Below are 23,583 nucleotides of genomic sequence, written 5' to 3'. Positions count from 1 at the left end.
GTGAGTTTGTTTTTTGTTTTACTATATTTTTTTGTTTGATGACTAAGAATTTAAAAAATCCACACAAAAGTGATTCTTTACAAGAACACACACCAACAAATGCTTTAACAGACCCCGATGCCACGCTGCAAAACATCAGGGCGCATTTTGATGAACTGCTGCAAGCGCCTGCATTTGAGGAACAGGAAGACGAAAACACCGGGCTGTTGATTGTGAAGTCGGCCAATAGCTGGCTTGAACTGGCGGCCAGCCAGCCAAAACCCGAAATGCTTTTTGATGAGTTCTGGTTTGAAGGCGAGTTGTGCATTCTGTTTGCCGATACCAACCTCGGTAAATCTATTCTGGCGGTGCAGATTGGTAACAGCATCAGTAAAGGAGAGGCCGTGCGGGGGTTCAGGCTTGATGCCCAAAAACAGATGGTGCTGTATTTTGATTTTGAGCTGTCGGCCAAGCAGTTTCAGAACCGGTACTCGGTTGATTTTCAGAACCCTTATCGTTTCGATGAGAATTTTAAAAGAGTAGAGTTGAACCCTGATGCCGTGATACCCGACAAGCAGACTTTTGAGGAGTTTCTGAGCAACGCCCTTGAAAAAAGCCTGATTGAAACCGGAGCAAAGGTGCTGATTATTGACAACCTCACGTACCTGAAAACCGAGACCGAAAAAGCCGTAAATGCCATGCCGCTGATGAAGCACCTGAAAGCCCTCAAAAGTAAATTTAGCCTTTCATTGCTGGCATTGGCACATACCCCCAAACGCGATTTAAGCAAGCCCATCAGCCAGAACGATTTGCAGGGCAGCAAGGCCTTGATGAGCTTTACAGATTCGTCTTTTGCCATTGGTGAAAGCCAGCGCGACAAAGGTATCCGCTACCTGAAACAGATTAAAGTACGCCAAAGCGAATTTATGTATGACACCGACAACGTAGCCGTTTGCCAGATAGCCAAAGCAGATAATTTTCTGCAATTTGAATTAACCGGCTTCGGCTACGAAAAGGAACATCTGCGCGAGGTGTCTGTGAAAGAAAAAGATGAGAGGACGAGCCAAATTATGGAGTTGAGGAAGCAGGGGGTTTCTATTATTCAGATTGCTAATAAATTTGGGCTTTCAGAGAGTGGCGTTAGAAAAATCCTTAAAAAAGACGTGTTGTAAAAACCCGCACTTTCTGTACTTTCCACACTTTCCGCACTTTCCACACTTTTGGTACAGAAGTGCGGAAAGTGCGGGTGTTTTAATGAGTATCAATAGCATAGATATAGAGATGAATTTAGTTATCATTTTATTACTATACAAAATATAGATGAATTGATTGTAAGTGGTACGAAGAATAAAAGCACATTAATAACTTGACTTTGTACATGGTAATGACGAACTTTGTTATACTATAAAAGGTTTTAAAAGTAGTAATTGCATTGTCATATATATATATAAGTATCTAAGAAAATGGCACAAAATAAATTAATAATCAAGAACCCATCTGACAAATTGTTAGCATTTGTTAGAAAAATGAAGGATAATAAAGAGCAAGATAAAAAAGAGATTTTATCAAAAAAGGATTTATATTTTAGTAAAAAGTAGTGTTGTGAATGACTTAGAATTGGTTGTTCCATATACAACAGAAAATGGCAATGACTACCTAATAAAATTTAAAAAATTTATCAATCTCGACAATATTGGAATTGATATTGTAGATGTTTCTCTCATAGCTGCAAATTACCATCTTTCCCCGAATACCATTACTTCATTTAAAGGTATTGCCCAGATTATCAAAAAATACTTATTAGAGCATAATGTAATTTTATACTATTATTGTGATACAAGCGAAGTTTCAAGAAGAGACTCAAGTATTTCACCTCAACTTTTCAGAAGCAAGTTGTTCTGGTGTTTAATTAATCGATACAATTCTGAGGATTTTTATTGTAAAGATATTGTTATTGAAGACCCGGAGGGTAATCACTATATTTGTCTTATAGCTAAAGAATACAGTGAAACTCAATTTAATGCGATTTCTCGTGAAATTGACCGTTTAAAATAATATTGGTTTATAAATTCTATTTCTCTTTTTTTAATTCTTTTAGAATTAAACACACATAAAAAGCCTTCCTTCATCAAGTCATTCTTTCTTAAGACTTCAGATAAATAAATAATAAAGAACGCTCTTATTGAGAGTACTCTTAACTATCTTGGGTTTAAACAGAACCAGTATCATAAAACCGCACTTTCCGCACCATAGTACAGAAAGTGCGGGAAGTGCGGAAAGTGCGGAAAAGTGCGGAAAAGTGCGGAAAAGTGCGGGAAGTGCGGAAAAGTGCGGGAAGTGCGGAAAGTGCGGAAAAGTGCGGAAAGTGCGGAAAAGTGCGGGAAGTACAGAAAGTGTGGAAAGTTCAGCCACTACAAACACCACCCACCCCACTTCCAATTCACCAAAAATTGTTGTATATTAGTAGCAGAGGAAGAGATATGGAGAATTATCAATTTTTGTTGGAGCCTTACAAGGGCATGAAAACCCGGTACACCTGCCCCAGTTGTGGCGAAAAACACGCTTTTACCCGATACATCAATGCTGAAACCGGCGAGCATCTGGCCGACGACGTTGGCCGTTGCAACCGCGAGATAAAATGTGGGTATCATTATACACCCAGGCAGTATTTTCAGGATAACCCTACTGATACCATTAAGGTAAGGCCTTATAAACCATTGCCCGAAAAGCCGGTGTCGTATATAGACAACGATGTTTTTCTGGCCAGCCTCAAGCCTAATCAACCTAATAATTTACTGGCTTTTTTAAGGCATACTTTTGGCGAGGTGAGAACCAATCTGCTTATTAAACGCTATTTTATTGGTACGTCAAAGCATTGGGCAGGGGCTACGGTTTTCTGGCAGATAGATACGCGGCGGAGAATCCGTTCGGGTAAAATCATGTTGTACAATACGGCCACAGGCAAAAGAATCAAAGAGCCTGTCAGCCTTATCAGCTGGGTGCATAGCGTACTCAATCTACCCGATTTCAACCTGAAGCAATGCTTTTTTGGTGAGCATCTGCTCATCAACAACACCAAACCCGTAGCCATTGTTGAAAGCGAAAAAACCGCTCTGATAGCAAGCCTGTACGAGCCGCGGTTTACCTGGCTGGCTGCGGGTAGCCTTAACAGCCTTTCTGCCGATAAATGTCGGGTGCTGCAAGGAAGAAAAGTGTACTTTTTTCCTGATGTGAACGCCTATGACAAATGGCAGGCTAAAACGCAGGAACTTTGGTGGGGCAGGCAATGGGTGGTATCTGATGTGCTTGAAAAAATAGCTACCGAACAAGACCGCAACAGTGGTCTTGATTTAGCCGATTATCTGCTGAGGTCTGGTACTGAAAAGGTCGGACTATACAGGCAGTAAAAGAAAAAGCACACCTGAGTGCAGATGTGCTTTTAAATTAGTTTCTATCAATCAATACCGCTTAAAATCGTCATTATCTTCGTCCTCATCATCAAACTTCATTTTGTTGGGGTCAAACATGCTGTCGAGCAGGTCTTTGAATTGCAGACCGGTGTCTAGCGCCTGCTTGCTGATTAATGAATATTCGGCCAGGCCGTGCAGGGCAAATTCCATCAGAAACAGCTTGTCGTTTTCGTTAAGGCGCGGGTGGAAATTCTCCACCAGTTCGTCCAGCCCGTCAATGGTTTTCAGTCGGGCTTTGTATTCACGGTCGGTCAAATCATTCAGAAAATCAATCACATTGCCTTCTCCAAACCAGGTCGATACCTGCTGAAACGGATTCTTGCCTGCTTTCTTTTTCTTCAATGCCTCGGGGTTCGGGAAGTACTTCAGAAACTCCGTCCGCATGGCTTTGCCAATCAGGCTTTGCGCCACATACACAGGGCCTTCAACCTCACCTTCATACACCAGCTCTATTTTACCGTTTATGGCAGCAATGGCTCCGTAGATGTCAGACACCCGGGCATGTATGTTTTTCTCACCGTTGATGAGTGAACGTCTTTCGGCAGAACTCAACAGGTTTTCGTAGGCCGAGATGGTCATCCGGGCAGAAACCCCGCTTTTTGCATCTACATATTCACTATTACGGGCTTCAACGGCTATTTGTTCAATCAGGTCTTTCAGTATATCGTTAACCTCAATTTTCTTTTGCTCAGGCTTGATAATAGCTTCCTGCTGGGTGATTTTACGCCCAATCTCAATCGATTTCGGATAGTGGGTTACTATCTGGCTATCGATACGGTCTTTCAGTGGCGTTACAATACTACCACGGTTGGTATAATCTTCAGGGTTAGCCGTAAACACAAACTGGATATCCAGTGGGATTCTCAGTTTGAATCCACGAATCTGAATATCACCTTCCTGCAAAATATTGAACAACGAAACCTGAATACGGGCTTGTAAATCGGGCAACTCGTTGATAACAAAAATACAACGGTGCGAACGCGGAATCATGCCGAAGTGAATGACACGTTCATCAGAATACGGCAGTTTCAAAGTGGCAGCCTTGATAGGGTCAACGTCACCAATTAAATCGGCAATAGAAACATCAGGCGTAGCCAGTTTTTCATTATAGCGTTCGGCACGAGACAACCAGCTTACAGGCGTAGCATCACCTTTTTCGGCAATCAGGTCTTTGGCATAGCGTGAGAGCGGTTCAAGCGGGTCGTCGTTCAGTTCAGAGCCTTCTACTACGGCCACGTATTCATCCAGCAGATTTACCATCAGGCGGGCAATACGGGTTTTGGCTTGTCCGCGCAAACCCAGTAAGTTAATATGGTGCATAGAAAGAATGGCTTTCTCTACATCAGGTATTACGGTTTCTTCATAACCCCATATACCCGGAAAAACCGTTTCTTTATTCTTTAGTTTTTCAATCAGATTGTCTCTTAATTCTTGTTTAATAGATTTTGGGCGATAATTACTGGCTTTCAGTTCACCCAGTGTTTTAATTTTCAATAAGTTTTTGTCGAATGCCATAATGCGAATGCTGCTGATTTTGCGTGTTATAAGCATAACGGATTTAACGCCCAAATGGTTTGTGTGCTGATTTTATTTGCAGAAAATAATGATTTTTTAATGAGGATATAAGAAAGGGTCATTTCTATGGCAGATTGCAAAGAAATGACCCTTTTTGTAATGCCTTAAATGCTTAGCTGCATTGACCCAGAATATACCATAAAACAACAAATACGATAATGGTGCCAAAGCAACCGCCACCTAATTTCTTTGCGCCATAACCGGCTAGCAGACCTCGTAGTAAATTATTCATGCGTGTTTCTGAATTATATAGAGTGTTATTATTTCAATATACGACGAAAAAAAACTACGCCTGCGCCATATTACGTATAGTTGTGGTAATCGCTCCACAAATCATATTTATGAGGCTGTTTTAAGGACATTGATATTGCAAGTGGGGAAAATATTCTACTATTAATCCTTGCCATTCTTAGCCTAGGCTGATACCATATTTACTACCCAGTTCAAGCAATGCCTTTTCAGTTTCAGGCAACAGATTCACGCCGTTGGCCAGTTGCTGTTTTTTCAGCGTTAATCCTCTGGCACCGGGCATTCTTACCGGTTGGTCGGGGTTAGCAGGTTCTGATGCCAGGCATTGGTTTTTCAGATACTCCGCTTCACGCTTAAAAGCCGATTCAACGGCAAAGCCTTTCGGACTGATTATTTGTAAGTAAACAGATGCACCCCAAAGGGTAGGCTCATCGGCACGGCCATGGCCAGCTAAGGCACTGGTGAGGGCTTCTACCATCAGGCCTAGCCCGAAACCTTTATAACCGCTGTCAAGCCCACCAAGAGGCAGAATTGAACCGGGCGGATTGGCAAAGAATGTGGCAGGGTCGTTCGTAGCATTGCCTTGGGCATCCAGCAGCCAGTGATGAGGCAGCATCTCCTGATTCCGGTGCGCACGTGCTACCAGTCCGTTAGAAGTGGCAGACATACTTACGTCTATCATAATCGGGTCAGATTCCGTCGGATACCCCACCGCCAGCGGGTCAGGGCTATATACCGGGGTAAGTCCGCCAAACGGAGCCACGGTTTTGTTACGGGGGTCTGAACAGGCCAGCAGAATCATCAAACCTTGCCGGGCTACTTTTTCAAGATATGCAGCCAGACAACCAATATGATGCGATTGCCGAATGGTGATGATAGACGTGCCAAAGGCTTCAGCGCGTTTGGTAGCTTCTTCAATGGCTTTCACTACCAGCCAGGGGCCGGGTAAATAGTTGCCATCTAAGGCCAGCACTGCACCAAAATCATTAATGATATTGGGTTGGCCTTGTTTGGTCATACCGTCTTTTTCTAACTCGCCAACATAGGCAGGCAGCAACTGCAAGCCATGTGTGCGGTGGCCGAGTAGCTCACCTTCCAAAAGAATATCAGCCGTATGGAATGCCTTTTCTGCATCCAGCCCGGCTTGTTGAAGTATATTCTGGCTAAACTGTAACAGTTTGTCTGCGCTTCTCATAAATCAGGCAGTAGCTTTGGCAACAGCGGCTTTCATTTTAGACAGCCCCAAAGTGGCAGCTACCAGCGCATCCATTTTCCAGTATTCTTTGTTGAATAGCTCTAAAGATAACACAATGGGCGTATTTTTGCTGTTCAGGTCGCGCAGTATCTGGGTCATAGGAGCAATGCCATCGCCGGGTAAAATACGGTCGCCGTCGTTGATGCTTTCTCTGGGAGGCTGGCCGGGATAATCGTTCATGTGGAACATCTGAACCGACGAGCCGTTGATGGTTTTCAGGCTGTTAAAGCTGGAACCTCCTTTATGCAGGTGGTACACGTCTGTCAATACACAAGCCTTGGGGTGGCCACTCTCAGAAGCCACAAATAGTACCTCACCAACCAGATGAAGATTGGTTGAGAAGCCCCACATTTCCAGTTGAGGTATTACGCCGTAGTTATCGCTTACCTCCAGCAATTTGCCATATCTTTCTGCTACGGCCTGTAAGTTAAGTACCTGGCCGGTAGTGGCACCAAACGGAGGGGCTGCAATGCGCTTACAGCCGATTTCGGCCAGCATGGCCATTTCTCTTTTGTTTTGTTCCAGAGCCTTTTCACGTTCGGCGGCATCATCCACAATCCATTTCGAGAATCCAATGGCATCTTCAATGGTGATACCCAAATCGGCAGCACGTTTCTTAATATCTTTCAGGCTGCCACCTTGTGCCTTATATTTTTCAACGGTGTTTACCCATATTTCAATGGCATCATAGCCTGCTTTGGCAGCTGTTTCTATTTCACCAACCAGCCCGAGGTTCTGCTCACGGATGGTACTGGTGTTTAAACAGAATTTAAAATTGTGTTTGGCTTTGGTGTGGGTTTCGGCCATTGCATCCGGCAAACCCAGACCAAGGCCTGCACCAACCGCTAATGTGTTTTTAAGTAAGTTTCGGCGAGAGATAGCGCTCATTTGCTGTAAAAATTTAATAAGTTTCAGATTGAATGTTTCATAATAGTATTGAAAAGTAAATATAGGTTTATATGAGCGGGTTTTCAAGGAAATTGCAAGTTTAGTGCAAGAAGGGGATGGGGAGATGACAGCCTTTTAAAATACCATTCTATTCCACCGCCATCATTCAGTAAAATGAGTTTTTTTTTCAACTATCTGATTACCAGCGGCTCAAAATCCGTGAGGGCTTCATCAAAAACCACAAACTTAGCCGGATACCCCGCTGCAATTTGCCCAACCGATTGCTCCAAATTTACTGCTCTGGAAGCCCGTATGGTAGCCATTTTGATGGCTTCTTCCAGGCTGATACCTACTTGCTGCACGGCATTGCGCACAGCGTCAGCCATAGATATGGCCGCACCTGCCAGGTTCCCCTCTGTGTTACGGTATTGTCCGTCTTTCAGGTAGGCATCAAATGCTTCCCATTGAAAATGCGTTACCTTACCACCCACAAAAAGCGCATCAGAAATCAGAAACAGCTTATCTTTTTTGATTTTATAGGCTATTCTTGCCGCAGCGTAGTCGCAATGGTAACCATCCAGAATTATAGGGGCGTACACATCAGGATTATCAAACGTTGCGCCAACAACCCCCGGTTCACGGTGGCCCATCTGTGTCATGGCATTGTACAGGTGCGTGCAAAGGCTGATGCCCTTCCGGTAGGCATAATGCGCCTGTTTATAACTAGCGTTAGAGTGGCCTAATGATAACCTGATGCCGCTATCGAGCAGCATTTCCAATTGCTCGTCGGTAAAGTTCTCGGCAGCAATGGTCATTATTTTTATTACATCTTTGCCGTAGCTGATAATCTCTTCCAGCTCGCTGTTGGTGGGTTTTCTTATATAAGCTGCCAGATGCGCCCCACGTTTAGCCATATTCAGAAACGGCCCTTCCAGGTGCATACCTAATACGCCCGCATCAGGGTTTTTCTGCATAAAGTTTCTGGTGGCTTCTATGCCTTTCAGAATATTTTCTGTCGGTGAGGTTATCAGACAGGGCAGCACATGCGTAGTACCCAATGCCAGGCTGGCCTCATAAATATCCTGTATGGTTGCTTCGGTTGGGTATTGGGTAAAGTAGTGCTTTTCGCCACCGTTAATGTGCGTATCAATAAAACCGGGGGCAATATGCCTGCCTGCCAGGTCTATGGTGCGTGCCTTTTCATGCCCGAAACTATCAACAGGCTGAATGGCCTGCACAACGCCGTTTTCTATGATAAGGGTATGGTTTTGAAGTACTTGTGTGCCGGTATGAATAGTGGCATGGGCTATAACGGTCTGCATAACAGGAATAGTGCTGAATTTTGTGGTAAGTTAAGTAAAATACCGGTTTAGAGGCGAACGATATGGTATATAAAATTCTGCCATCTTGTCAGTAAATTATGTATTGGCAAAATAATTGACGATTTTTGCAAAAACAAAATTGTTGGAAAAATGGCAGAGAATAAAGAAGGACAAGAAATAACTGACGACCAAGTACAAGAAAACAGTGAAAATCTGGCAGAAGAAACTGCTGCAGAAACCCCGGCTACTGAAAGCACAGAAACAGAAGATAAACAGGCTTTGCTGGAAAACCAGCTGGCCGAGGCTAAAGATAAATACCTGCGCTTGTATGCTGAGTTTGAGAACTTCCGCCGCCGCACAGCTAAAGAAAAAATTGAGACCATCCAGAATGCCTCTGAGGGCTTGATTAAAGAGTTGATTCCTGTAATTGATGATTTTGAAAGAGCCAACAAATCTTTTGAAACCGTAACAGAAATTGAACCTCTGAAAGAGGGGATATCGTTGATATTTAATAAGTTGCAAAAAACGCTGGCAGCCAAAGGCTTAAAGCCGATGGAGGCAAAAGACCAGGTTTTTGATGCCGAACTACACGAGTGCATTACCCAGTTTGCAGCCGGTGACGACAAAAAAGGATTGGTGATTGATGAGGTTGAGAAGGGGTACTTCCTGAACGACAAGGTGATTCGCTACGCCAAGGTGGTAGTGGGTAGCTAAGCAAACAATATTTTTTGAGCGAATATAAATGAGCAAATGGCGGTGTATCTGACCCATTTACTCATCGCAAGTATATACAATCATTATGGCACAAAAGAAAGATTATTACGAAGTATTAGGAGTAGGTAAAAACGCTACTGAAGATGAGCTGAAAAAGGCTTACCGTAAGCTGGCTATACAGTATCACCCGGATAAAAACCCGGGCGACAAGGCTGCCGAGGAGAAGTTTAAAGAAATAGCTGAAGCCTACGGGGTGTTGTCTGATGCCGAGAAACGTCAGCGGTACGATCAGTTCGGGCATCAGGGTGTAGGTGGTGCCGGTGGTGGCTATGGTGGCGCAGGTGTCAATATGGAGGATATCTTCAGCAGTGTCTTTGGTGACGACAGTCCGTTCGGTAGCTTTTTTGGAGGTGGTGGGAGACGCGGAGGTGGTGGCCAGCCGGTAAGAAAAGGCTCTGACTTGCGTATCAAGCTGAAACTGGACTTGGAAGAAATTGCCAACGGTGTTGAGAAAAAAATAAAAGTAAAACGCTATGTGGCCTGTAATACCTGTAGCGGTAATGGGTCGAAGAACGGTAACTCGCTCAAGACCTGCCAGACCTGTAACGGCTCGGGGCAGATACGCAAGGTGGTAAGCACCATGCTGGGCCAGATGGTATCTACCAGTACCTGCCATACCTGTAATGGCGAAGGCAAGGTAATTGTAGACCGTTGTGAAGTGTGTTTTGGCGAAGGCCGTGTACTGAACGAAGACCTGATTTCTATTAAAATACCTGCCGGGGTAGGCGAGGGCATGCAATTGTCTATGACAGGCAAGGGTAACGTACCCACCCGTGGTGGTGTGGCCGGAGACCTGCTGATAGTAATAGAAGAAGAAGAACACCCCGAACTGAAACGCGACGGCAGCAATATTATTTTTGATTTGAAACTGAACTTTGCTGATGCCGTATTGGGCAAAGATGCCGAAATACCCACCATTGGCGGCAAGGTGAAAATCAATATCAAGCCGGGTACCCAACCCGGAGAAGTACTGCGCCTGAAAGGCAAAGGCCTGAAAGAAATAAACAGCTACAGCATTGGCGACCAGTTGGTGCATATTAATATTTATACCCCAACCAGCGTAAGCCCCGACGAAAAGGCCATACTGGAAAAACTAAGGGAAGCGCCGAATTTCCAGCCCAGAGCTACCAAAAACGACAAAAGTTTCTTTGACAGAATGAAAGATTTCTTTCATTAAGATGATGAAGCCCTCTGAATGGAGGGCTTTGTTGTTTATGGGGTATTTAGTTCGGTTAAGGCGTTTTGTGCCCAATTAAGATTATTCTGATATTCTTTAGCTTGGGGGACTGCTTCTACCAATTCAGACCAGAGTTTCTCCGCTTTTTTATAATAATTGAATGCTTCTTTTGAATTTGTACTTTTATAGAAAGTGCCGAGTTTGGAATAAGAAACGGCCAAACCATTTTTGAAAGACACCTGCTTGGGATGGTCTTTGTAGAGTTCTTCACAGAGCTGATTATATTTCTGAAAGAACTCTAAAGCGGCTTGTAGGTTACCGAGCGATTGGTTGAGTACCCCTAATTTTTCATAAGAAATGGCCATACCATTTTTGAAAGAAACCTGATTGGGAAATTCTTTGTAGAGTTCTTCACTTATTATAAAATCTTTCTGAAAGAACTCTAAAGCGGCTTGTAGGTTACCGAGCAATTGGTTGAGTTCCCCTAATTTGGAATAAGAAATGGCCAAACCATTTTTGAAATCAACTTGATTGGGATAGTCTCTGTAGAGTTCATCACTTAGCTGATTATATTTCTGAAAGAAGGTTAAAGCGTTTGGCAGGTTACCCATTGCCTGGTTAAGGTCGCCTAATCTGGAATAAGAAATGGCCAAACCATTTTTGAAATCAACATGATTGGGATAGTCTTTGTGGAGTTCTTCAAAAAGGGTTGTTTGTTTCTGAAAGAACTCTAAAGCGGCTTGTAGGTTACCGAGCGATTGGTTGAGTTTCCCTAATTTGGAATAAGAAATGGCCAAACCATTTTTGAAATTAACTTGATTGGGATAATCTTTGTAGAGTTCTTCACTGAGTTGATTATACTTCTGAAAGAACTCTAAAGCGTTTGGCAGGTTACCCATTGACTGGTTGAGGTCGCCTAATTTGGAATAAGAAATGGCCAGATTATTTTTATAATCACTATTCCCGGAATCAATTCTGCAAAGTTCTTCGTTTATGTTTAAGCACTTTTGAAAATAGATTATTGATTTTTCTAAATTCCCATGTGTTTGGTGGTATTTACCTATTCTTTCGCATAGCCACCCGATGTTAAAATATATATTGTAAAGGCTATTGATTACGCTTTCAGCATAGCGGCTATATACTAAAGACGCTTGATAAGTGATATTAATCAGGTTTCCTGTACCGGCTTCATAATCCAGTTTTTCTATCAGGTTTAATACCAAAGCTGAGCAATCCTCAAAAAGATTTTCGTTTTTCTTTCGGGTTATTTCCTGTATTACCGGGCTGCATTTAAAGGCGGCTTCGGTTTTGTTATAGTCCAGCCAGCCTTTTTGTGCCAGTAATAGCAGGGTATCTTCAAGGTTTTTGCTTTCAGGAAGCAATTGTTCAAGTGTTTCAAAAAAGATACTTTCAGGAGGTAATACCGAAAAAACTGAAAGTAGGGCGGTTTCTTCACTGCTTAGGCTTCCTAAGTCATACATGGCCGAGATGATTTCAACCGGTGTGGCTTCTTTAAATTCATGCCAGTCGGTATCTACTTCCTTATTTTTGCTTAAGCCTAATAAGCCTTTCTGTTGCAAGTCAGAAAGTAAATCTTGTAACTGGTAGTTCTTTTTTAATTTGTTTAAAACATGAAGGTTTTTAGCCAGTAACTCAATTACCAGCGTATTACCACCCACAGCCAGATAGATTTGCCTGAAAAGTTCTTCTTCACTGGCATCATGCTTGTCATAATATTTTTTAAATAAAGCAAGTGCTTCCTTTTCTGGTAAACCACGTACTTTATAAAATTGCGCATTTCTCAACTCGGTAACACGCGTGGTAAGTAAAATATGAAAATTGCTACATCGGCGTAAAGTTTGGTAACTGGCATTGAGGTCGTCCGGGTCATCGGCATTGTCAATCACAAGTAAACAAGGTTTGGGTAAGGAAGCCATTTTTAGAAGCAGTATATTCAGACGTTCTTCCTGTGTAATGTTCTCTTCAAATTTCACGTAAAGAGGTTGCTCACGTTCTGCTAATTTGAGCAGGGCATTCGTGATGCTTTGTGCATTTACTACCCAAGCTACATGACGATAATTTTTGGCGTAGTCATGATAATAGGTTGCTATCAATGAGGTTTTACCTACACCGCCTTCTCCATTTACTAATAGTAAAGAGTTTTTACTTTCCGAGAGCTTCTGATGAATAGCTGTTAACTCTTTTTCTCTTCCTAAAAATACTTCAGGTTCGAACGGAGGACGGGTAAGGTGGTGCGGTGGCTTGTTGGGTTGAGAATTTAGAAGCTTTTCCAATTGTATCAAAAGCGCTAGTATTTTTTCAATATTCCCAGCCGATTGCCTGCTTATTTGAAGCAGTTCATCCAGTTTTTCATTGAGTTTTTTAAATTCTGTTTCCAGATAATCTCTAGCAATTGATATCGATTTGCATGGTATGTCTTCTCTTAATAATTGTAATTCTTCTTTTATTTCGGCTAGGCTCTGTCCATTGTTTGCTAATTGCCGCTCAAGGCTTTCCAGACTTTTAATTAAAAAGGCCTTGAGTGGTTTTTCATCTTTCTCATCTTTCAAACCCTCTATGAAAACTAATTTGTAGCACTCTTCGAGATGGTTAATAAAAAAGTTTTCTATCTTTTTCAATTTTCCATCAGTATCTACCCTTCCTTGAAAGATACATTCGTGAATGTCATTTAACCAGGCTCTCTTGTCGGTAGACATTTTAGTGTAATCTGCCTCATGGTAAGTGATGCTTTTGGCCTCTGCAATCAGGCTATCGAGAATAGCTTTTGTGTTTTCATCGCTATCTTTATTTTCGTTCAGGTATTTTACAGTTACTAACTTTATAGCTTCAGGAACCGAACGAATCATCAATTTTTCAATATGATGATTCAGATCATGCTTTTTATTGATTAATTCTTTGAATATCTCTTCTGGTACATACTTGGCAATAAAATTAGAAGCGAGATTTCCGGATATTGCTTGTAAAATATTTTTAATTAAGTCAGTATTAACTAGTTTATCCAAACCAGGAATAACTATTCCCCCCAAAGCGAAAGCACCTAAGGAAAGACCTAACTTAATAAGGTTTATTAAATGACGATTCATAGATGAATGATTGTAACAAATGCAGTTCAAAATAATAATAATCTTGCAGAATGAAACTCAATAGTATAGAATTTATTTTAAGGCATAAAAAAGGCTTAATAATGCAATATGATTTCCCCCTTTTAACATAATTTAAGTTCGTTTTTAACGGTACTCTGCCCTAAATTCTCTATTTTTGAGCCTCATTGTGATTTGGGAACCGAAACTATCCTGAACTAAAGCATTTAAACATTTATTTACTATCAAATGAACAATTTTAAAAGGCTTAATAATATTGTAGGCTGGGCTATATTTGCCATTTCATTGATTTCTTACACTTTAACGGTTGAACCCACAGCCAGTTTCTGGGACTGCGGCGAGTTTATTGCCTGCGCCTACAAACTACAGGTGCCTCACCCTGCCGGTGCTCCGTTGTTTTTGTTAATTGGCCGCATGGCCTCTTTGCTGGCAGGTAGCGACGTAACCAAAGTGGCACTGATGATAAACATGGTGTCGGTTATAGCCAGTGCATTCACCATCTTATTTATGTTCTGGACCATCTCTTTGCTGGCACGTAAGGTGTTCGGCAAAAAAGGTGAAGAACTCAATTCATCAGAGATTATTCTGGTTTTAGGTGCTAGTGCTGTTGGTTCCCTGGTGTATGCTTTCTCTGACTCGTTCTGGTTTTCGGCAGTTGAAGCAGAGGTTTATGGTATGTCGTCGTTCTTTACGGCCATTGTGGTTTGGGCGGCTTTCAGATGGGAGTTGATAGAAGATGAATCAGACGCTAACCGCTGGTTGATTTTCATTGCCTATCTGGTAGGGTTGTCAATCGGTGTGCACTTACTGAATCTGGTAACTATTCCGGCGCTGGCCTTAATCTATTATTATAAAAAGACCAAAAAAGTAACATGGAAAGGTGGCATTATTGCCTTTCTGATAGGCATGGTGGTGTTGGGCATTGTTAATGTTGGCGTTATTACCGGTATACCGTCGCTGGCGTTCAGTTTCGAGAAATTGTTTGTCAACGTGTTTGGTTTGCCTTTCAGCTCAGGTAGTTTGTTCTTTGTGGTGTTTCTGGTTGGTGTGCTTGCCTATGCTATATTTTATACCAACAAAAAAGGTTTGGTAGTTGCCAACACGGCACTGGTTTCGTTTGCTTTTATTCTGATAGGCTATTCAAGCTACACCATTGCCTTGATACGCTCAAATTACAATCCGCCTATCAACGAAAACAACCCGAGTAACGTATTAACCTACGTATCGTACCTGAAACGTGAGCAATATGGCAGCCGCCCTTTGTTATACGGCCCTGTATTTACGGGCAAGCTGGAGTCTATCGAAAACGGTGACCCTATCTACAAAATAGGTAAAGATAAATATGAGGTTTACGACCACAAGCCTAATTATATATGGGGGCCAAACAGCGAAAGCCTTTTGCCGCGTATGTGGAGCACAGATGCCAACCACCAGGCGGTGTACCGTCAGGAAATGGGCTTGTCGCCTGAGCAAAAACCTACGCTTATAACCAATGTCATGTATATGTTCAAACGTCAGATGGGTTATATGTACTGGCGTTACTTTACCTGGAATTTCTGGGGGCGGTCAAGCGACATTGAAGGGGCCGGGCCGACTAATATTTTTGAGTCGAAGAGTGCATTGCCTCCGGCAGTAAAAGAAAACCGTGCCAGAACCAACTTCTTTGGTTTGCCTGTTATTTTGGGTATTCTTGGTTTATTATACCATTATTTCCGTCGTGAGCGAGATGCCCTCGTGTTATTCCTGTTATTTCTGTTTACAGGTCTGGCACTGGTGGTATTCCTGAATGCACCACCGATTGAGCCACGCGAGCGTGATTATATCTACGTGGGTTCGTTCTATATCTGGGCAATCTGGATTGGCTTGGGTGTAATGGGCTTGTTCGACTACGTGTTCAAGTTTATAAAAAATGTGCAGTCAAGAGCCATTGCCTCAACGGCTGTTGGTTTGGTAGTGCCTTTAATTATGTTGCCACAGGCATGGAGAGGCCATGACCGTTCGAACCGGTATCACCAGATAGATTTTGCTAAAAACCTGCTTAACTCTTGTGACAAAGATGCCATATTGTTTACAGGTGGCGATAACGACACTTTCCCGCTATGGTATGTGCAGGAGGTAGAAGGTTTCAGAACAGACGTGCGTGTTTGTAACCTGAGCCTGTTAGGAACCGACTGGTACTGCGAGCAGATGAAACGCAAAACGTATGAGTCAGACCCACTGCCGATTACGTTCTCAACCGACCAGCTACTAAGTGGTGTAAATGACCAGATTCCGTTCGTAGAGCGTTTGCAGGCACCCATTAACCTGAAAGAGTTTCTGGAACTGGTAAAGAAAAATGATCCTGCTATACAGATACCACTGACAACCGGCGAGAGTATTAACTCTTTGCCGTCAGACAGCCTCTTCCTGACCTACAATGTTGAGGATGTAAAAAAACTGGGCTTTGTAGCCAAACAGTATGAGCCGTATCTGAATGGACAAATGGTGTGGAACATAGGCAAACGTGATTTGTTGAAAAATGATTTGATGCAACTGGAAATGATTGCACAGAACAACTGGAAAAGACCTATCTATTTTGCAGGTACACTGGCCAGCGACAATTACCTGAACCTGCGCGAATACATGCAGCTGGAGGGCTACGCTTACCGCCTGATGCCATTTAAAGTAGCGGATGGTGAAGACGGCTTTGTAAATACAGACGTAATGTATGAAAAGATGCTAAAGAAAATGACATGGAGAGAGATGAATAATCCGAAAGTATATTACGATTCTGAAACGTATCTGAAGGTTCCTATTATCACGGCTCGTCTGGCATTTCTGAGACTGACCGACCAGTTAATAAGAGAAGGTAAAAAAGACAAAGCCAAAGAAGTATTAGATTATGCCAACAGGGTTCTGCCGGATGCGGCTATTCCTTACGACCAGCTTTGTACCAATTACGTAATGTATTACTTTGAAGTGGGCGACCCTAAAAAAGCAATGGAAATTGCCGAAGTAATAACCAAACGTGCCGACGAGAACCTGGCTTATTTTACCGAAAAAGCGAACAGAACAAGTGCTGAATGGATGCCGGATAACGTACAACAGTTTATTGAAATCAGCCTGAGAAACCTGCAGATTATTTCAAATGTATGCAATCGTAACGGTCAGGAAGCTGCCGCCAAAAAGTATGAGGCAATCTACAACAAACACTATTCAAGATTAAGCAGATAACCTGCCCAAAGCAATAAACACGGAGGGGCTTCTGAAAAGAGGCCCCTCCGTGTTTTATAGCCAGCCAGCCAGTTTGTAGCTTACATAACCAATCATTTCTCTGATAACTAAATGGGAAGTTCGCATGGGCGATGTATCGGGCACGAACTGTACCAGGGCCCAGGTTCTGTTGCTCGAAATGTAATTAGAGCCATAAGGAGTAACCTTTACTCCGGCTTTTATGAAACAGCCAGTGGCTCTTTTCTGATGAAATGCCGATGTAATAAGCAGGCAGGTTTCGCCTGCAAAATGTTTTCGCAAAAGGGCGGCTGTGTTTACGGCATTTTCTCTGGTGTTGGTTGATTGGTCTTCCTTAAAAATGTCATTCGCCGGCACGCCAGAAACAACCAGGTATCTGGCTATCTGGTCAATTTCCCTGGTGGGCCTTTCGCCAAGTATTGGTATCTCGCCACCACTGATAATGATTTTTTTTATTTTACCAGCTTTATACAATTGAATGGCCTGAGCCGCTCTGTCGGCTGAGCCCCCCAGAAATATATTTTCTTCAGGTGTTTTGGCGGTGTTAATTACCCCGCCCGTAAGCAGAATACCGATATCATGAGGCGGCACAGCCGCAATAGATGTTGGTGGTATTTCCCAAAGCCGGGCTATTTCATCAACAAAGAAAGGAGTAGAAATAAAGTAAAAAAACAGAAGGGCCGCAAGCAGCAGTTTCCTCGATTGGTTTCTGTTTTTTGAAATAAAAGCCAGCACAAGCAGAATAAGTATAATGCCTGCCGGCATAAGCACAAAAGCAAAAATCTTTGAAACAATATGAAACATGCCCCGCCGTTAAATTTGATGACAATATTTGAGAGTTTAACAAGCAATTAACTCGAACTCATAAATTAAGCACTTATATTTGCTATTTAACATATTAAGACTAAAAAATAAGAATATGCTCTCTGTAAAACACCGGACACACCTGTTTCTTGTTGCATTTTTGTTTTCAATTGTCAGCTTATCTGCCCAGCAACCGGGGCATTCTATTAAAGTAAGGCTCAAAGGTATGCCCGAAGGCCGAACCTGCCATCTGGCGCATTTTTTCGGGTATAATCAATACATAAAGGTTGACTCGGCCAGGGTAGAAAACGGTATGCTTGATTTTAAAGGCAAAGACCCTCTGAAAGGTGGTATCTATCTGATTGTTTTATCGCCCACCAAATATTACGATTTTGCAGTTGATGGCAAAGAGCAGTTTATGGAAATAGAGAGCGATACCACCGACTTTGTGGGTAAAGTAAAATTTAAAGGTTCAAAAGAAAACGATTTACTTTTTACCTACCGCAGGTTTCTGCAAGATAAAAACAAAGAGGCAGAGGCTGTGAATAATGCTGCCAGAGGAAAAAATGACCCGGCCACCCAGGATAACGTAAGAAAACAAATGGCGCAGATTCAGGCTGATGTTGAGGCATACATGAAAGCCTTTACCAAAAACAATGCCGGCACATTTGTAGCAAAGGTTGTAAAAAGCAATGTTGAACCCGAGCTGCCCACAGTTTTACCTAAAAAGGCAAACGGCAGGCCAGATTCTACCTATTTGTTTAATTATTATAAAGCCCACTTTTTTGATCATATTGATTTTGCCGATGAGCGCCTGTTGCGCTCGCCTTTTCTGCATTCAAGGCTCGAACGTTACTTTAAAGACCTGGTTTATCAGGTAACTGACTCTATCAATAGAGATGCCGACAGGGTTTTGAAGCTGGCTAAGGGAAATACAGAAGTTTACAGATTTGTGCTGTGGCAGATAACCAATAAATATGAGAACTCTGAAATAGTGGGGCTTGATGGCGTATTTGTGCATCTGGCTGAAAATTATTATCTGAAAAACGCGCCCTGGCTGGATTCAACCCAGAGAGCTAAATTCAAAGAGAGAGTGGATATAATGAAACCGCTACAAACCGGGCTGGTGTTTCCGCAGTTGATTGTTACTGACTCAACAGGTAGAGAACACACACCCATGCAAAGCAAAACCAAATACACCGTTGTTTATTTTTATGACCCAGACTGCGGCCATTGCCGCGACTCCGCCCCGAAGCTGGTAAATTTTTACAATGCTAATAAAGGAAAGGTTACGGTTTACAACATAAGTATCATAAACGACAGGAAGAAAATCAGCAGTTTTATAAACACCTACAAAACCCATGAGCTGATAAACGTCTGGGACACCAGAAACAGATATGTTTATGCAAAAGACTTTGATGTTTACTCAACGCCAACCAATTATATACTTGATAAAAACAAAAGAATAATAGCGAGAAGGATTCCTGTAGAAAAAATTGAAGATTTTCTTAATTTCTATGACCGCCAGCAGTCGCAAAAAGTAGCTAATTAATCAAATTGGCCTGGTCAAAAGCAACAACCGCTCATGAAAACGGCTGTTGCTTTTTTTTATTACCCGTACACTTTTTTGGTAAGAAAAATTAAGCTCAATATTACGGCAGTGTTATCAGATTGATAAAAATGATGCAGAATTTGTAAAAGGCTTTTTTTCTTCTAACTTTGCCCGCCAAATCTTAATAAAATTTATGAGTCGAATCAATATATCTACAGGTGCAAAGTGGGAAGACATTGTCGGGTATTCCAGAGCAGTAAAAATTGGTAATGTTATTGAAGTAACCGGTACCGTGGCTACCGATAACAGTGGGGAGCTTGTGGGTAAAAACGATGTATATATTCAAACCAAGTTTATTATTCTAAAGGCAGAAAAGGTGCTTGAGCAACTGGGGGCAAGCCTGAAAGACGTAATACGCACGCGTATATTTACAACTGATATTTCAAAATGGGAAGCCATAGGCAAAGCACATGGCGAGTTTTTTGGCGTTATAAAACCATGTACAACCATGGTAGAAGTTAAAGCCCTGATTGGCGAAGATTATCTGGTTGAGATTGAATTCTCTGCCGTCCTGGAAAACAAGTAATCAGACCAGGTGGTTTTTAATAGCAAAAGCCACCAGCCCCGCTGTATTTTTTACGCCCAGTTTTTCTATCATCCGTAGCCGGTGCCCTTCTACAGTTCTGGGGCTGAGAGACATCTTGTCGCCGATTTCTACGGTTGAAAGGCCGTCGCAGATGTGTTTCAGAACCTCTTCTTCACGTTCAGACAGGTCTGTTTTATAGTTGAATATTTTCTTTTCCTGTTGGTTCTTTCTGGTCATTTTGCGTAGCATTACCTTGCTTGCAAAATCGCTGAAATAAGTACCCGTTTCCACTACTTTTTTAATGGCTTTTTCTACCTCTTCAGGGTCACTGTCTTTCAGCAGGTAACCACTTGCGCCTGTCTCCATCATGTGCATCACATATTTGTCTTCATCATGCATAGAGAGTATCAGCACCTTTGTTTTCGGAAATTTCTCCTTAACAATCTCAGTAGCTTTCGTGCCATCTAGCTGTGGCATCTGAATATCCATCAGAATAACATCAACTGTTGTATGTTGCAGCTTATGAAGCAGCTCAAGGCCGTTGGTAGCTTCCATTACCACTTCAAAACCGGAAACCTGTTCCAGAATCGAAATCATGCCTTTTCTGAAAAGGCTATGATCATCTACTACTGCAATTCTGATATTTGACATAACAAATAACTAAGATAATAACGGAATCTCTATGGTTGAACTCGTTCCTTTGTCCAGAATAGACTGAATAGCAAATGTACCATTTACTACGCTCAGACGGCTTTCTATGTTCCGCAGCCCCAAACCAGACTTTACGTCTTTTTTTACCGCTTCCAGGTTAAATCCTTTACCGTTATCAGTGAAAACAAAACTAAGCTTTTTGTTCAGAAGCGACAACTTGAGGGTTATTTCCTGTGCTTCGGCGTGTTTCAGGGCGTTGTTAACCAGCTCCTGGGCTATCCGGTACACGGTCAGTTCAATTTTATTATCAAACCTTTGGGTGTCGTCTATGCCTTCATGGTTAAAAATAAATAGTACTCCGGTGGCTATGTGTATTTTCTGAATAAACTCGTCAATGGCAATAATTAATCCAAAATCTTCAAGCGTGCTGGGTACCAGTTCGCGTGATATTCTTCGCACCTGGCTGATTGATTCTTCCAGAAACTCTTTGGTTTGCTGGCCCTGCTCAATCACTTCACCTGAGGTATCTATTTTTTTTAGTAACTGATTAAAACTCATCTTGGTTACCGAAAGCATGGCGCCTACCTCATCATGCAGGTCTTTGGCTATACGCCGTCTTTCAACTTCCTGAACCTCCAGCGACGACTCAAGCAAACGTTTGTGCATCTCGGCCTTGAGCTCCTGAATATTCATCTTTTGCTCTGCTTGTTTTTTCTTATAATAGACCACAAACAAAATGCAAAAGATAATTAGTACCAGAAGCCCCGATGAACCCAGAAATATCAATTGCAGGTCACTCATCTTTATGACTGTTGTACAAAAAGTTACTGTAATAAAATGCCAGCGAGACCGTAAAATGGAATACAAAACTAAGGGCTGAGTTAATTCCCCAGGTAATTTGCGTGGTGGATATGGCAGCCTTTACCAGAAACAAGTTCACAAAGAGGCTTCCACCAAAATAGAATAACAGCCCAACACTGACCCAAAAGTAGGAAAATTTTGTGATATTTTCGACTTTTAAATCCTGTAGCAGCTCATAGAAATAAGCCAACACAATTACGAGTATAATCAGGCTTGATGCTGTGTAGGTATATTGATTAAAAGAGCCGGTATTCAATTTGGTAAGCGAGCCAGAGGGGATTTCAAGAATGGCACAGATAGTGAAAATGAAAGAGGCTGAAATAATAAATAAACGCCAATATTTATAGTGCAGTAGCCTGTAGTAAAACCATACAATAAGATAGTAACCCAACACCGACTGCCAGTTATAAAAGAATAAAGTGTTAAAGTTTTTAAGTCCTGAGTAATAGAGTATATCTGATGTTACTCCAATAGTGTTTCTGAGAAGTGTAATTATAACATACACAGCAAGTATTCTTAGTTCGGCGCTAAGATATTTTCTTTTAAATAGTATGATTAACGCCGGAATAAGAATACTTACTTCTGAAACCGTTGAAAAGAGCATTAGTCCGTTCATTCGATTAGTTTCGTCCTTTTAAATTTAATTTTGGCCGTACGGTGGTTGAGGAGAACCGCCTCCCAATCCATTGCCATTCGGGTCATCGCCGTTTCCGCCAAGGCCAATCATAATGTCACTGCCTTTTTCATCAACAGCAACAAGAAATAATCTTGGCCTCATTTCAGGGTCTCCGCCTTCAATTGGCTGTGTCGAAATTTCTGTTAATCCGGTTTCGGGGTTAATTTTTTCATAGGCAAGCCCGTAATAAATCCTTATGCCAATAACAGTAGCTTGTTGTCTTGCTGCTGCAATCAAATTTTCAATGCTGCTGATACCAAAAAACTCGGCGTCTCTTATTGAGCCATCAATTATAAATCTTGAATCATAAGAATTTTGTCTGCTAGGGGTAGCCACATCTTTTTTGAATTGTTTCGAGTAATCGTTTGTTGCAGAAACTGAGCATATTTTTCCAATGTTTTCAGCTTCTTTTAGGGAGTAAGGCCAATTGTCTGCCATGATAGTAAGTTGTTTTAATGGTTAAATAAAAGGATAATTGTTTTGGAGCGTTTAGAAACTCACCGAAATATATCAGTTAGTTTTAAAAGAATTGTTAAAATACGTAAAAACCCCTGATGAATTAAGGGTTTTTACGCAAAACCAAAAAATAAAACCTCACTATTGTTCACAATAGTGAGGTTTCTGAAATGAGCTCAATCGTACTTAGAAAAAAATTATATTTTTTTCACGTTGACTGCATTCAAACCTTTACGGCCTTCGACAACTTCGTATTCAACTGTGTCGTTTTCACGAATTTTTCTGCCGCCTAGTCCAGTCACATGAACGAAGATCTCTTGCCCTGAAGCGTCATCAACGATAAATCCAAAGCCTTTGGTCTCGTTGAAGAATTTTACTACACCTGTTTGCATTGAAATTGAAAATTAAAAGAAAATGAAAAATTGAATCGCAATGTACATATTTTTAATGATAGTGCAAGTTTTTTGATAAATTTATTAGGACAAAACTCATATTTATTTGCACAAAAATGTATCGGGCAATATTAAAAAATTGTAGTTTTATTGTTTATAAGGATATTATTAGTAGATTCGTAATAACTTTGTGAAAAAAAGAAATGATACGCCTAAGATACCTAGTAGAAAACCAGCTTTTCGGGGTTTGTTCCCGTCTGGGAGAGAAGCTTAACTTCTCAGCAAGTAGCGTGAGGTTGTATTTTATCTACGCTTCTTTTTTTACCTTCGGTTCGCCGATTATCATCTACCTTGTTCTGGCATTCTGGATGGAAGCCAGAAAGCATCTGCGTCGTCATAAAAACCCTACCGTCTGGGAGTTTTAGTGCCGTAAGTATCTTCGTTAATTATTTTGTATGTAAGGGCAGTACTTCGTATTTGCCACATTATGTTGTTTTTCAGGAATTCGTGTTTTCTTCGTTGCATATACAGGCAGGTTGATTGGTAATCTTGCCTAAAAAATG

Annotated in this window: 20 protein-coding genes; 9 read left to right on the top strand and 11 right to left on the bottom strand. The window is 41.8% G+C overall.

Annotation, left to right across the window (positions count from 1 at the left end; genetic code table 11):
- Positions 1–38 precede the first annotated feature (38 nt).
- The 3 genes from C0V77_RS04895 to C0V77_RS04885 all read left to right on the top strand — a co-directional run bounded on the left by C0V77_RS04895 (position 39) and on the right by C0V77_RS04885 (position 3,386).
- Positions 39–1,151: an AAA family ATPase gene (locus C0V77_RS04895; RefSeq protein WP_101725216.1), complete on the top strand. Its 1,113-nt coding sequence runs from the start codon at positions 39–41 to the stop codon at positions 1,149–1,151.
- Between the two features lie 430 nt (positions 1,152–1,581).
- Positions 1,582–2,034: a hypothetical protein gene (locus C0V77_RS04890; RefSeq protein ID WP_101725215.1), complete on the top strand. Its 453-nt coding sequence runs from the start codon at positions 1,582–1,584 to the stop codon at positions 2,032–2,034.
- Between the two features lie 425 nt (positions 2,035–2,459).
- On the top strand, positions 2,460–3,386 hold the full coding sequence (locus tag C0V77_RS04885; protein ID WP_101725214.1) for a DUF6371 domain-containing protein: 927 nt from the start codon (positions 2,460–2,462) through the stop codon (positions 3,384–3,386).
- 51 nt (positions 3,387–3,437) lie between these two features.
- Here C0V77_RS04885 and C0V77_RS04880 read toward each other — a convergent pair whose 3' ends face one another.
- From C0V77_RS04880 to nagA, 4 genes are all read right to left on the bottom strand, one after another.
- Positions 3,438–4,964 carry a magnesium chelatase gene (locus C0V77_RS04880; protein WP_101725489.1) on the bottom strand — a complete coding sequence of 509 codons (1,527 nt, stop codon included), beginning with the start codon at positions 4,962–4,964 and terminating at the stop codon, positions 3,438–3,440.
- 469 nt (positions 4,965–5,433) lie between these two features.
- Positions 5,434–6,468: an Ldh family oxidoreductase gene (locus tag C0V77_RS04875; protein ID WP_101725213.1), complete on the bottom strand. Its 1,035-nt coding sequence runs from the start codon at positions 6,466–6,468 to the stop codon at positions 5,434–5,436.
- A gap of 3 nt (positions 6,469–6,471) precedes the next feature.
- Positions 6,472–7,416, bottom strand: coding sequence for a sugar phosphate isomerase/epimerase (locus C0V77_RS04870; protein ID WP_101725488.1), 945 nt, complete (start codon positions 7,414–7,416; stop codon positions 6,472–6,474).
- A gap of 191 nt (positions 7,417–7,607) precedes the next feature.
- A complete protein-coding gene (gene nagA, locus C0V77_RS04865) occupies positions 7,608–8,738 on the bottom strand; it encodes an N-acetylglucosamine-6-phosphate deacetylase (RefSeq protein WP_101725212.1) in 1,131 nt (376 codons plus the stop codon).
- A 150-nt stretch (positions 8,739–8,888) separates the two neighbouring features.
- On the opposite strand from nagA, the gene C0V77_RS04860 reads away from it, so the two are divergent.
- Entirely contained in the window at positions 8,889–9,452 is a 564-nt protein-coding gene (locus tag C0V77_RS04860; RefSeq protein ID WP_101725211.1) for a nucleotide exchange factor GrpE, read from the top strand.
- An 85-nt stretch (positions 9,453–9,537) separates the two neighbouring features.
- A complete protein-coding gene (gene dnaJ, locus C0V77_RS04855) occupies positions 9,538–10,689 on the top strand; it encodes a molecular chaperone DnaJ (protein ID WP_101725210.1) in 1,152 nt (383 codons plus the stop codon).
- A 35-nt stretch (positions 10,690–10,724) separates the two neighbouring features.
- Here dnaJ and C0V77_RS04850 read toward each other — a convergent pair whose 3' ends face one another.
- A complete protein-coding gene (locus C0V77_RS04850) occupies positions 10,725–13,793 on the bottom strand; it encodes a tetratricopeptide repeat protein (protein ID WP_101725209.1) in 3,069 nt (1,022 codons plus the stop codon).
- A gap of 246 nt (positions 13,794–14,039) precedes the next feature.
- Between C0V77_RS04850 and C0V77_RS04845 the strand changes: the two genes are divergently transcribed.
- Positions 14,040–17,024: a DUF2723 domain-containing protein gene (locus C0V77_RS04845; RefSeq protein WP_101725208.1), complete on the top strand. Its 2,985-nt coding sequence runs from the start codon at positions 14,040–14,042 to the stop codon at positions 17,022–17,024.
- A 54-nt stretch (positions 17,025–17,078) separates the two neighbouring features.
- Here C0V77_RS04845 and C0V77_RS04840 read toward each other — a convergent pair whose 3' ends face one another.
- Complete coding sequence (locus C0V77_RS04840; protein ID WP_101725207.1) at positions 17,079–17,846, bottom strand: YdcF family protein; 768 nt, start codon at positions 17,844–17,846, stop codon at positions 17,079–17,081.
- Positions 17,847–17,961: 115 nt separating this feature from the next.
- Here C0V77_RS04840 and C0V77_RS04835 point away from each other — a divergent pair, with 115 nt between their 5' ends.
- The gene (locus tag C0V77_RS04835; RefSeq protein ID WP_101725206.1) at positions 17,962–19,398 is read left to right on the top strand and encodes a TlpA family protein disulfide reductase; all 1,437 of its coding nucleotides are present in this window, start codon (positions 17,962–17,964) and stop codon (positions 19,396–19,398) included.
- A 193-nt stretch (positions 19,399–19,591) separates the two neighbouring features.
- The gene (locus C0V77_RS04830) at positions 19,592–19,984 is read left to right on the top strand and encodes a RidA family protein (protein ID WP_101725205.1); all 393 of its coding nucleotides are present in this window, start codon (positions 19,592–19,594) and stop codon (positions 19,982–19,984) included.
- On the opposite strand, the gene C0V77_RS04825 is transcribed toward C0V77_RS04830, so the two are convergent.
- From C0V77_RS04825 to C0V77_RS04805, 5 genes are all read right to left on the bottom strand, one after another.
- Complete coding sequence (locus C0V77_RS04825) at positions 19,985–20,635, bottom strand: response regulator transcription factor (RefSeq protein ID WP_101725204.1); 651 nt, start codon at positions 20,633–20,635, stop codon at positions 19,985–19,987.
- Between the two features lie 9 nt (positions 20,636–20,644).
- Entirely contained in the window at positions 20,645–21,436 is a 792-nt protein-coding gene (locus C0V77_RS04820) for a sensor histidine kinase (protein WP_101725203.1), read from the bottom strand.
- On the bottom strand, positions 21,429–22,112 hold the full coding sequence (locus C0V77_RS04815) for a hypothetical protein (protein ID WP_143706006.1): 684 nt from the start codon (positions 22,110–22,112) through the stop codon (positions 21,429–21,431). The genes C0V77_RS04820 and C0V77_RS04815 overlap by 8 nt, the downstream gene beginning before the upstream one ends.
- 24 nt (positions 22,113–22,136) lie before the next feature.
- On the bottom strand, positions 22,137–22,610 hold the full coding sequence (locus C0V77_RS04810; RefSeq protein ID WP_101725201.1) for a hypothetical protein: 474 nt from the start codon (positions 22,608–22,610) through the stop codon (positions 22,137–22,139).
- Between the two features lie 215 nt (positions 22,611–22,825).
- Positions 22,826–23,020 carry a cold-shock protein gene (locus C0V77_RS04805; protein ID WP_101725200.1) on the bottom strand — a complete coding sequence of 65 codons (195 nt, stop codon included), beginning with the start codon at positions 23,018–23,020 and terminating at the stop codon, positions 22,826–22,828.
- Between the two features lie 203 nt (positions 23,021–23,223).
- Between C0V77_RS04805 and C0V77_RS04800 the strand changes: the two genes are divergently transcribed.
- Positions 23,224–23,445, top strand: coding sequence for a PspC domain-containing protein (locus C0V77_RS04800; protein ID WP_101725199.1), 222 nt, complete (start codon positions 23,224–23,226; stop codon positions 23,443–23,445).
- Positions 23,446–23,583 lie beyond the last annotated feature (138 nt).

The sequence above is a fragment of the Emticicia sp. TH156 genome (genome assembly GCF_002855535.1).
GTDB classification, from domain to species: Bacteria; Bacteroidota; Bacteroidia; order Cytophagales; family Spirosomataceae; genus Emticicia; species Emticicia fluvialis.
Note: the sequence above shows the minus strand (reverse complement) of the source record. Positions and strands in the feature narration are given on the sequence as shown.

What these genes read in the sequence shown, in the direction of transcription:
- C0V77_RS04895 (WP_101725216.1), top strand. Translation starts at nt 39, where the DNA reads ATGACTAAGAATTTAAAAAATCCACACAAAAGTGATTCTTTACAAGAA.
- C0V77_RS04885 (WP_101725214.1), top strand. Translation starts at nt 2,460, where the DNA reads ATGGAGAATTATCAATTTTTGTTGGAGCCTTACAAGGGCATGAAAACC.
- C0V77_RS04880 (WP_101725489.1), bottom strand. Translation starts at nt 4,964, where the DNA reads ATGGCATTCGACAAAAACTTATTGAAAATTAAAACACTGGGTGAACTG.
- C0V77_RS04875 (WP_101725213.1), bottom strand. Translation starts at nt 6,468, where the DNA reads ATGAGAAGCGCAGACAAACTGTTACAGTTTAGCCAGAATATACTTCAA.
- C0V77_RS04870 (WP_101725488.1), bottom strand. Translation starts at nt 7,416, where the DNA reads ATGAGCGCTATCTCTCGCCGAAACTTACTTAAAAACACATTAGCGGTT.
- nagA (WP_101725212.1), bottom strand. Translation starts at nt 8,738, where the DNA reads ATGCAGACCGTTATAGCCCATGCCACTATTCATACCGGCACACAAGTA.
- C0V77_RS04860 (WP_101725211.1), top strand. Translation starts at nt 8,889, where the DNA reads ATGGCAGAGAATAAAGAAGGACAAGAAATAACTGACGACCAAGTACAA.
- dnaJ (WP_101725210.1), top strand. Translation starts at nt 9,538, where the DNA reads ATGGCACAAAAGAAAGATTATTACGAAGTATTAGGAGTAGGTAAAAAC.
- C0V77_RS04850 (WP_101725209.1), bottom strand. Translation starts at nt 13,793, where the DNA reads ATGAATCGTCATTTAATAAACCTTATTAAGTTAGGTCTTTCCTTAGGT.
- C0V77_RS04845 (WP_101725208.1), top strand. Translation starts at nt 14,040, where the DNA reads ATGAACAATTTTAAAAGGCTTAATAATATTGTAGGCTGGGCTATATTT.
- C0V77_RS04840 (WP_101725207.1), bottom strand. Translation starts at nt 17,846, where the DNA reads ATGTTTCATATTGTTTCAAAGATTTTTGCTTTTGTGCTTATGCCGGCA.
- C0V77_RS04835 (WP_101725206.1), top strand. Translation starts at nt 17,962, where the DNA reads ATGCTCTCTGTAAAACACCGGACACACCTGTTTCTTGTTGCATTTTTG.
- C0V77_RS04830 (WP_101725205.1), top strand. Translation starts at nt 19,592, where the DNA reads ATGAGTCGAATCAATATATCTACAGGTGCAAAGTGGGAAGACATTGTC.
- C0V77_RS04825 (WP_101725204.1), bottom strand. Translation starts at nt 20,635, where the DNA reads ATGTCAAATATCAGAATTGCAGTAGTAGATGATCATAGCCTTTTCAGA.
- C0V77_RS04820 (WP_101725203.1), bottom strand. Translation starts at nt 21,436, where the DNA reads ATGAGTGACCTGCAATTGATATTTCTGGGTTCATCGGGGCTTCTGGTA.
- C0V77_RS04815 (WP_143706006.1), bottom strand. Translation starts at nt 22,112, where the DNA reads ATGAACGGACTAATGCTCTTTTCAACGGTTTCAGAAGTAAGTATTCTT.
- C0V77_RS04810 (WP_101725201.1), bottom strand. Translation starts at nt 22,610, where the DNA reads ATGGCAGACAATTGGCCTTACTCCCTAAAAGAAGCTGAAAACATTGGA.
- C0V77_RS04805 (WP_101725200.1), bottom strand. Translation starts at nt 23,020, where the DNA reads ATGCAAACAGGTGTAGTAAAATTCTTCAACGAGACCAAAGGCTTTGGA.
- C0V77_RS04800 (WP_101725199.1), top strand. Translation starts at nt 23,224, where the DNA reads ATGATACGCCTAAGATACCTAGTAGAAAACCAGCTTTTCGGGGTTTGT.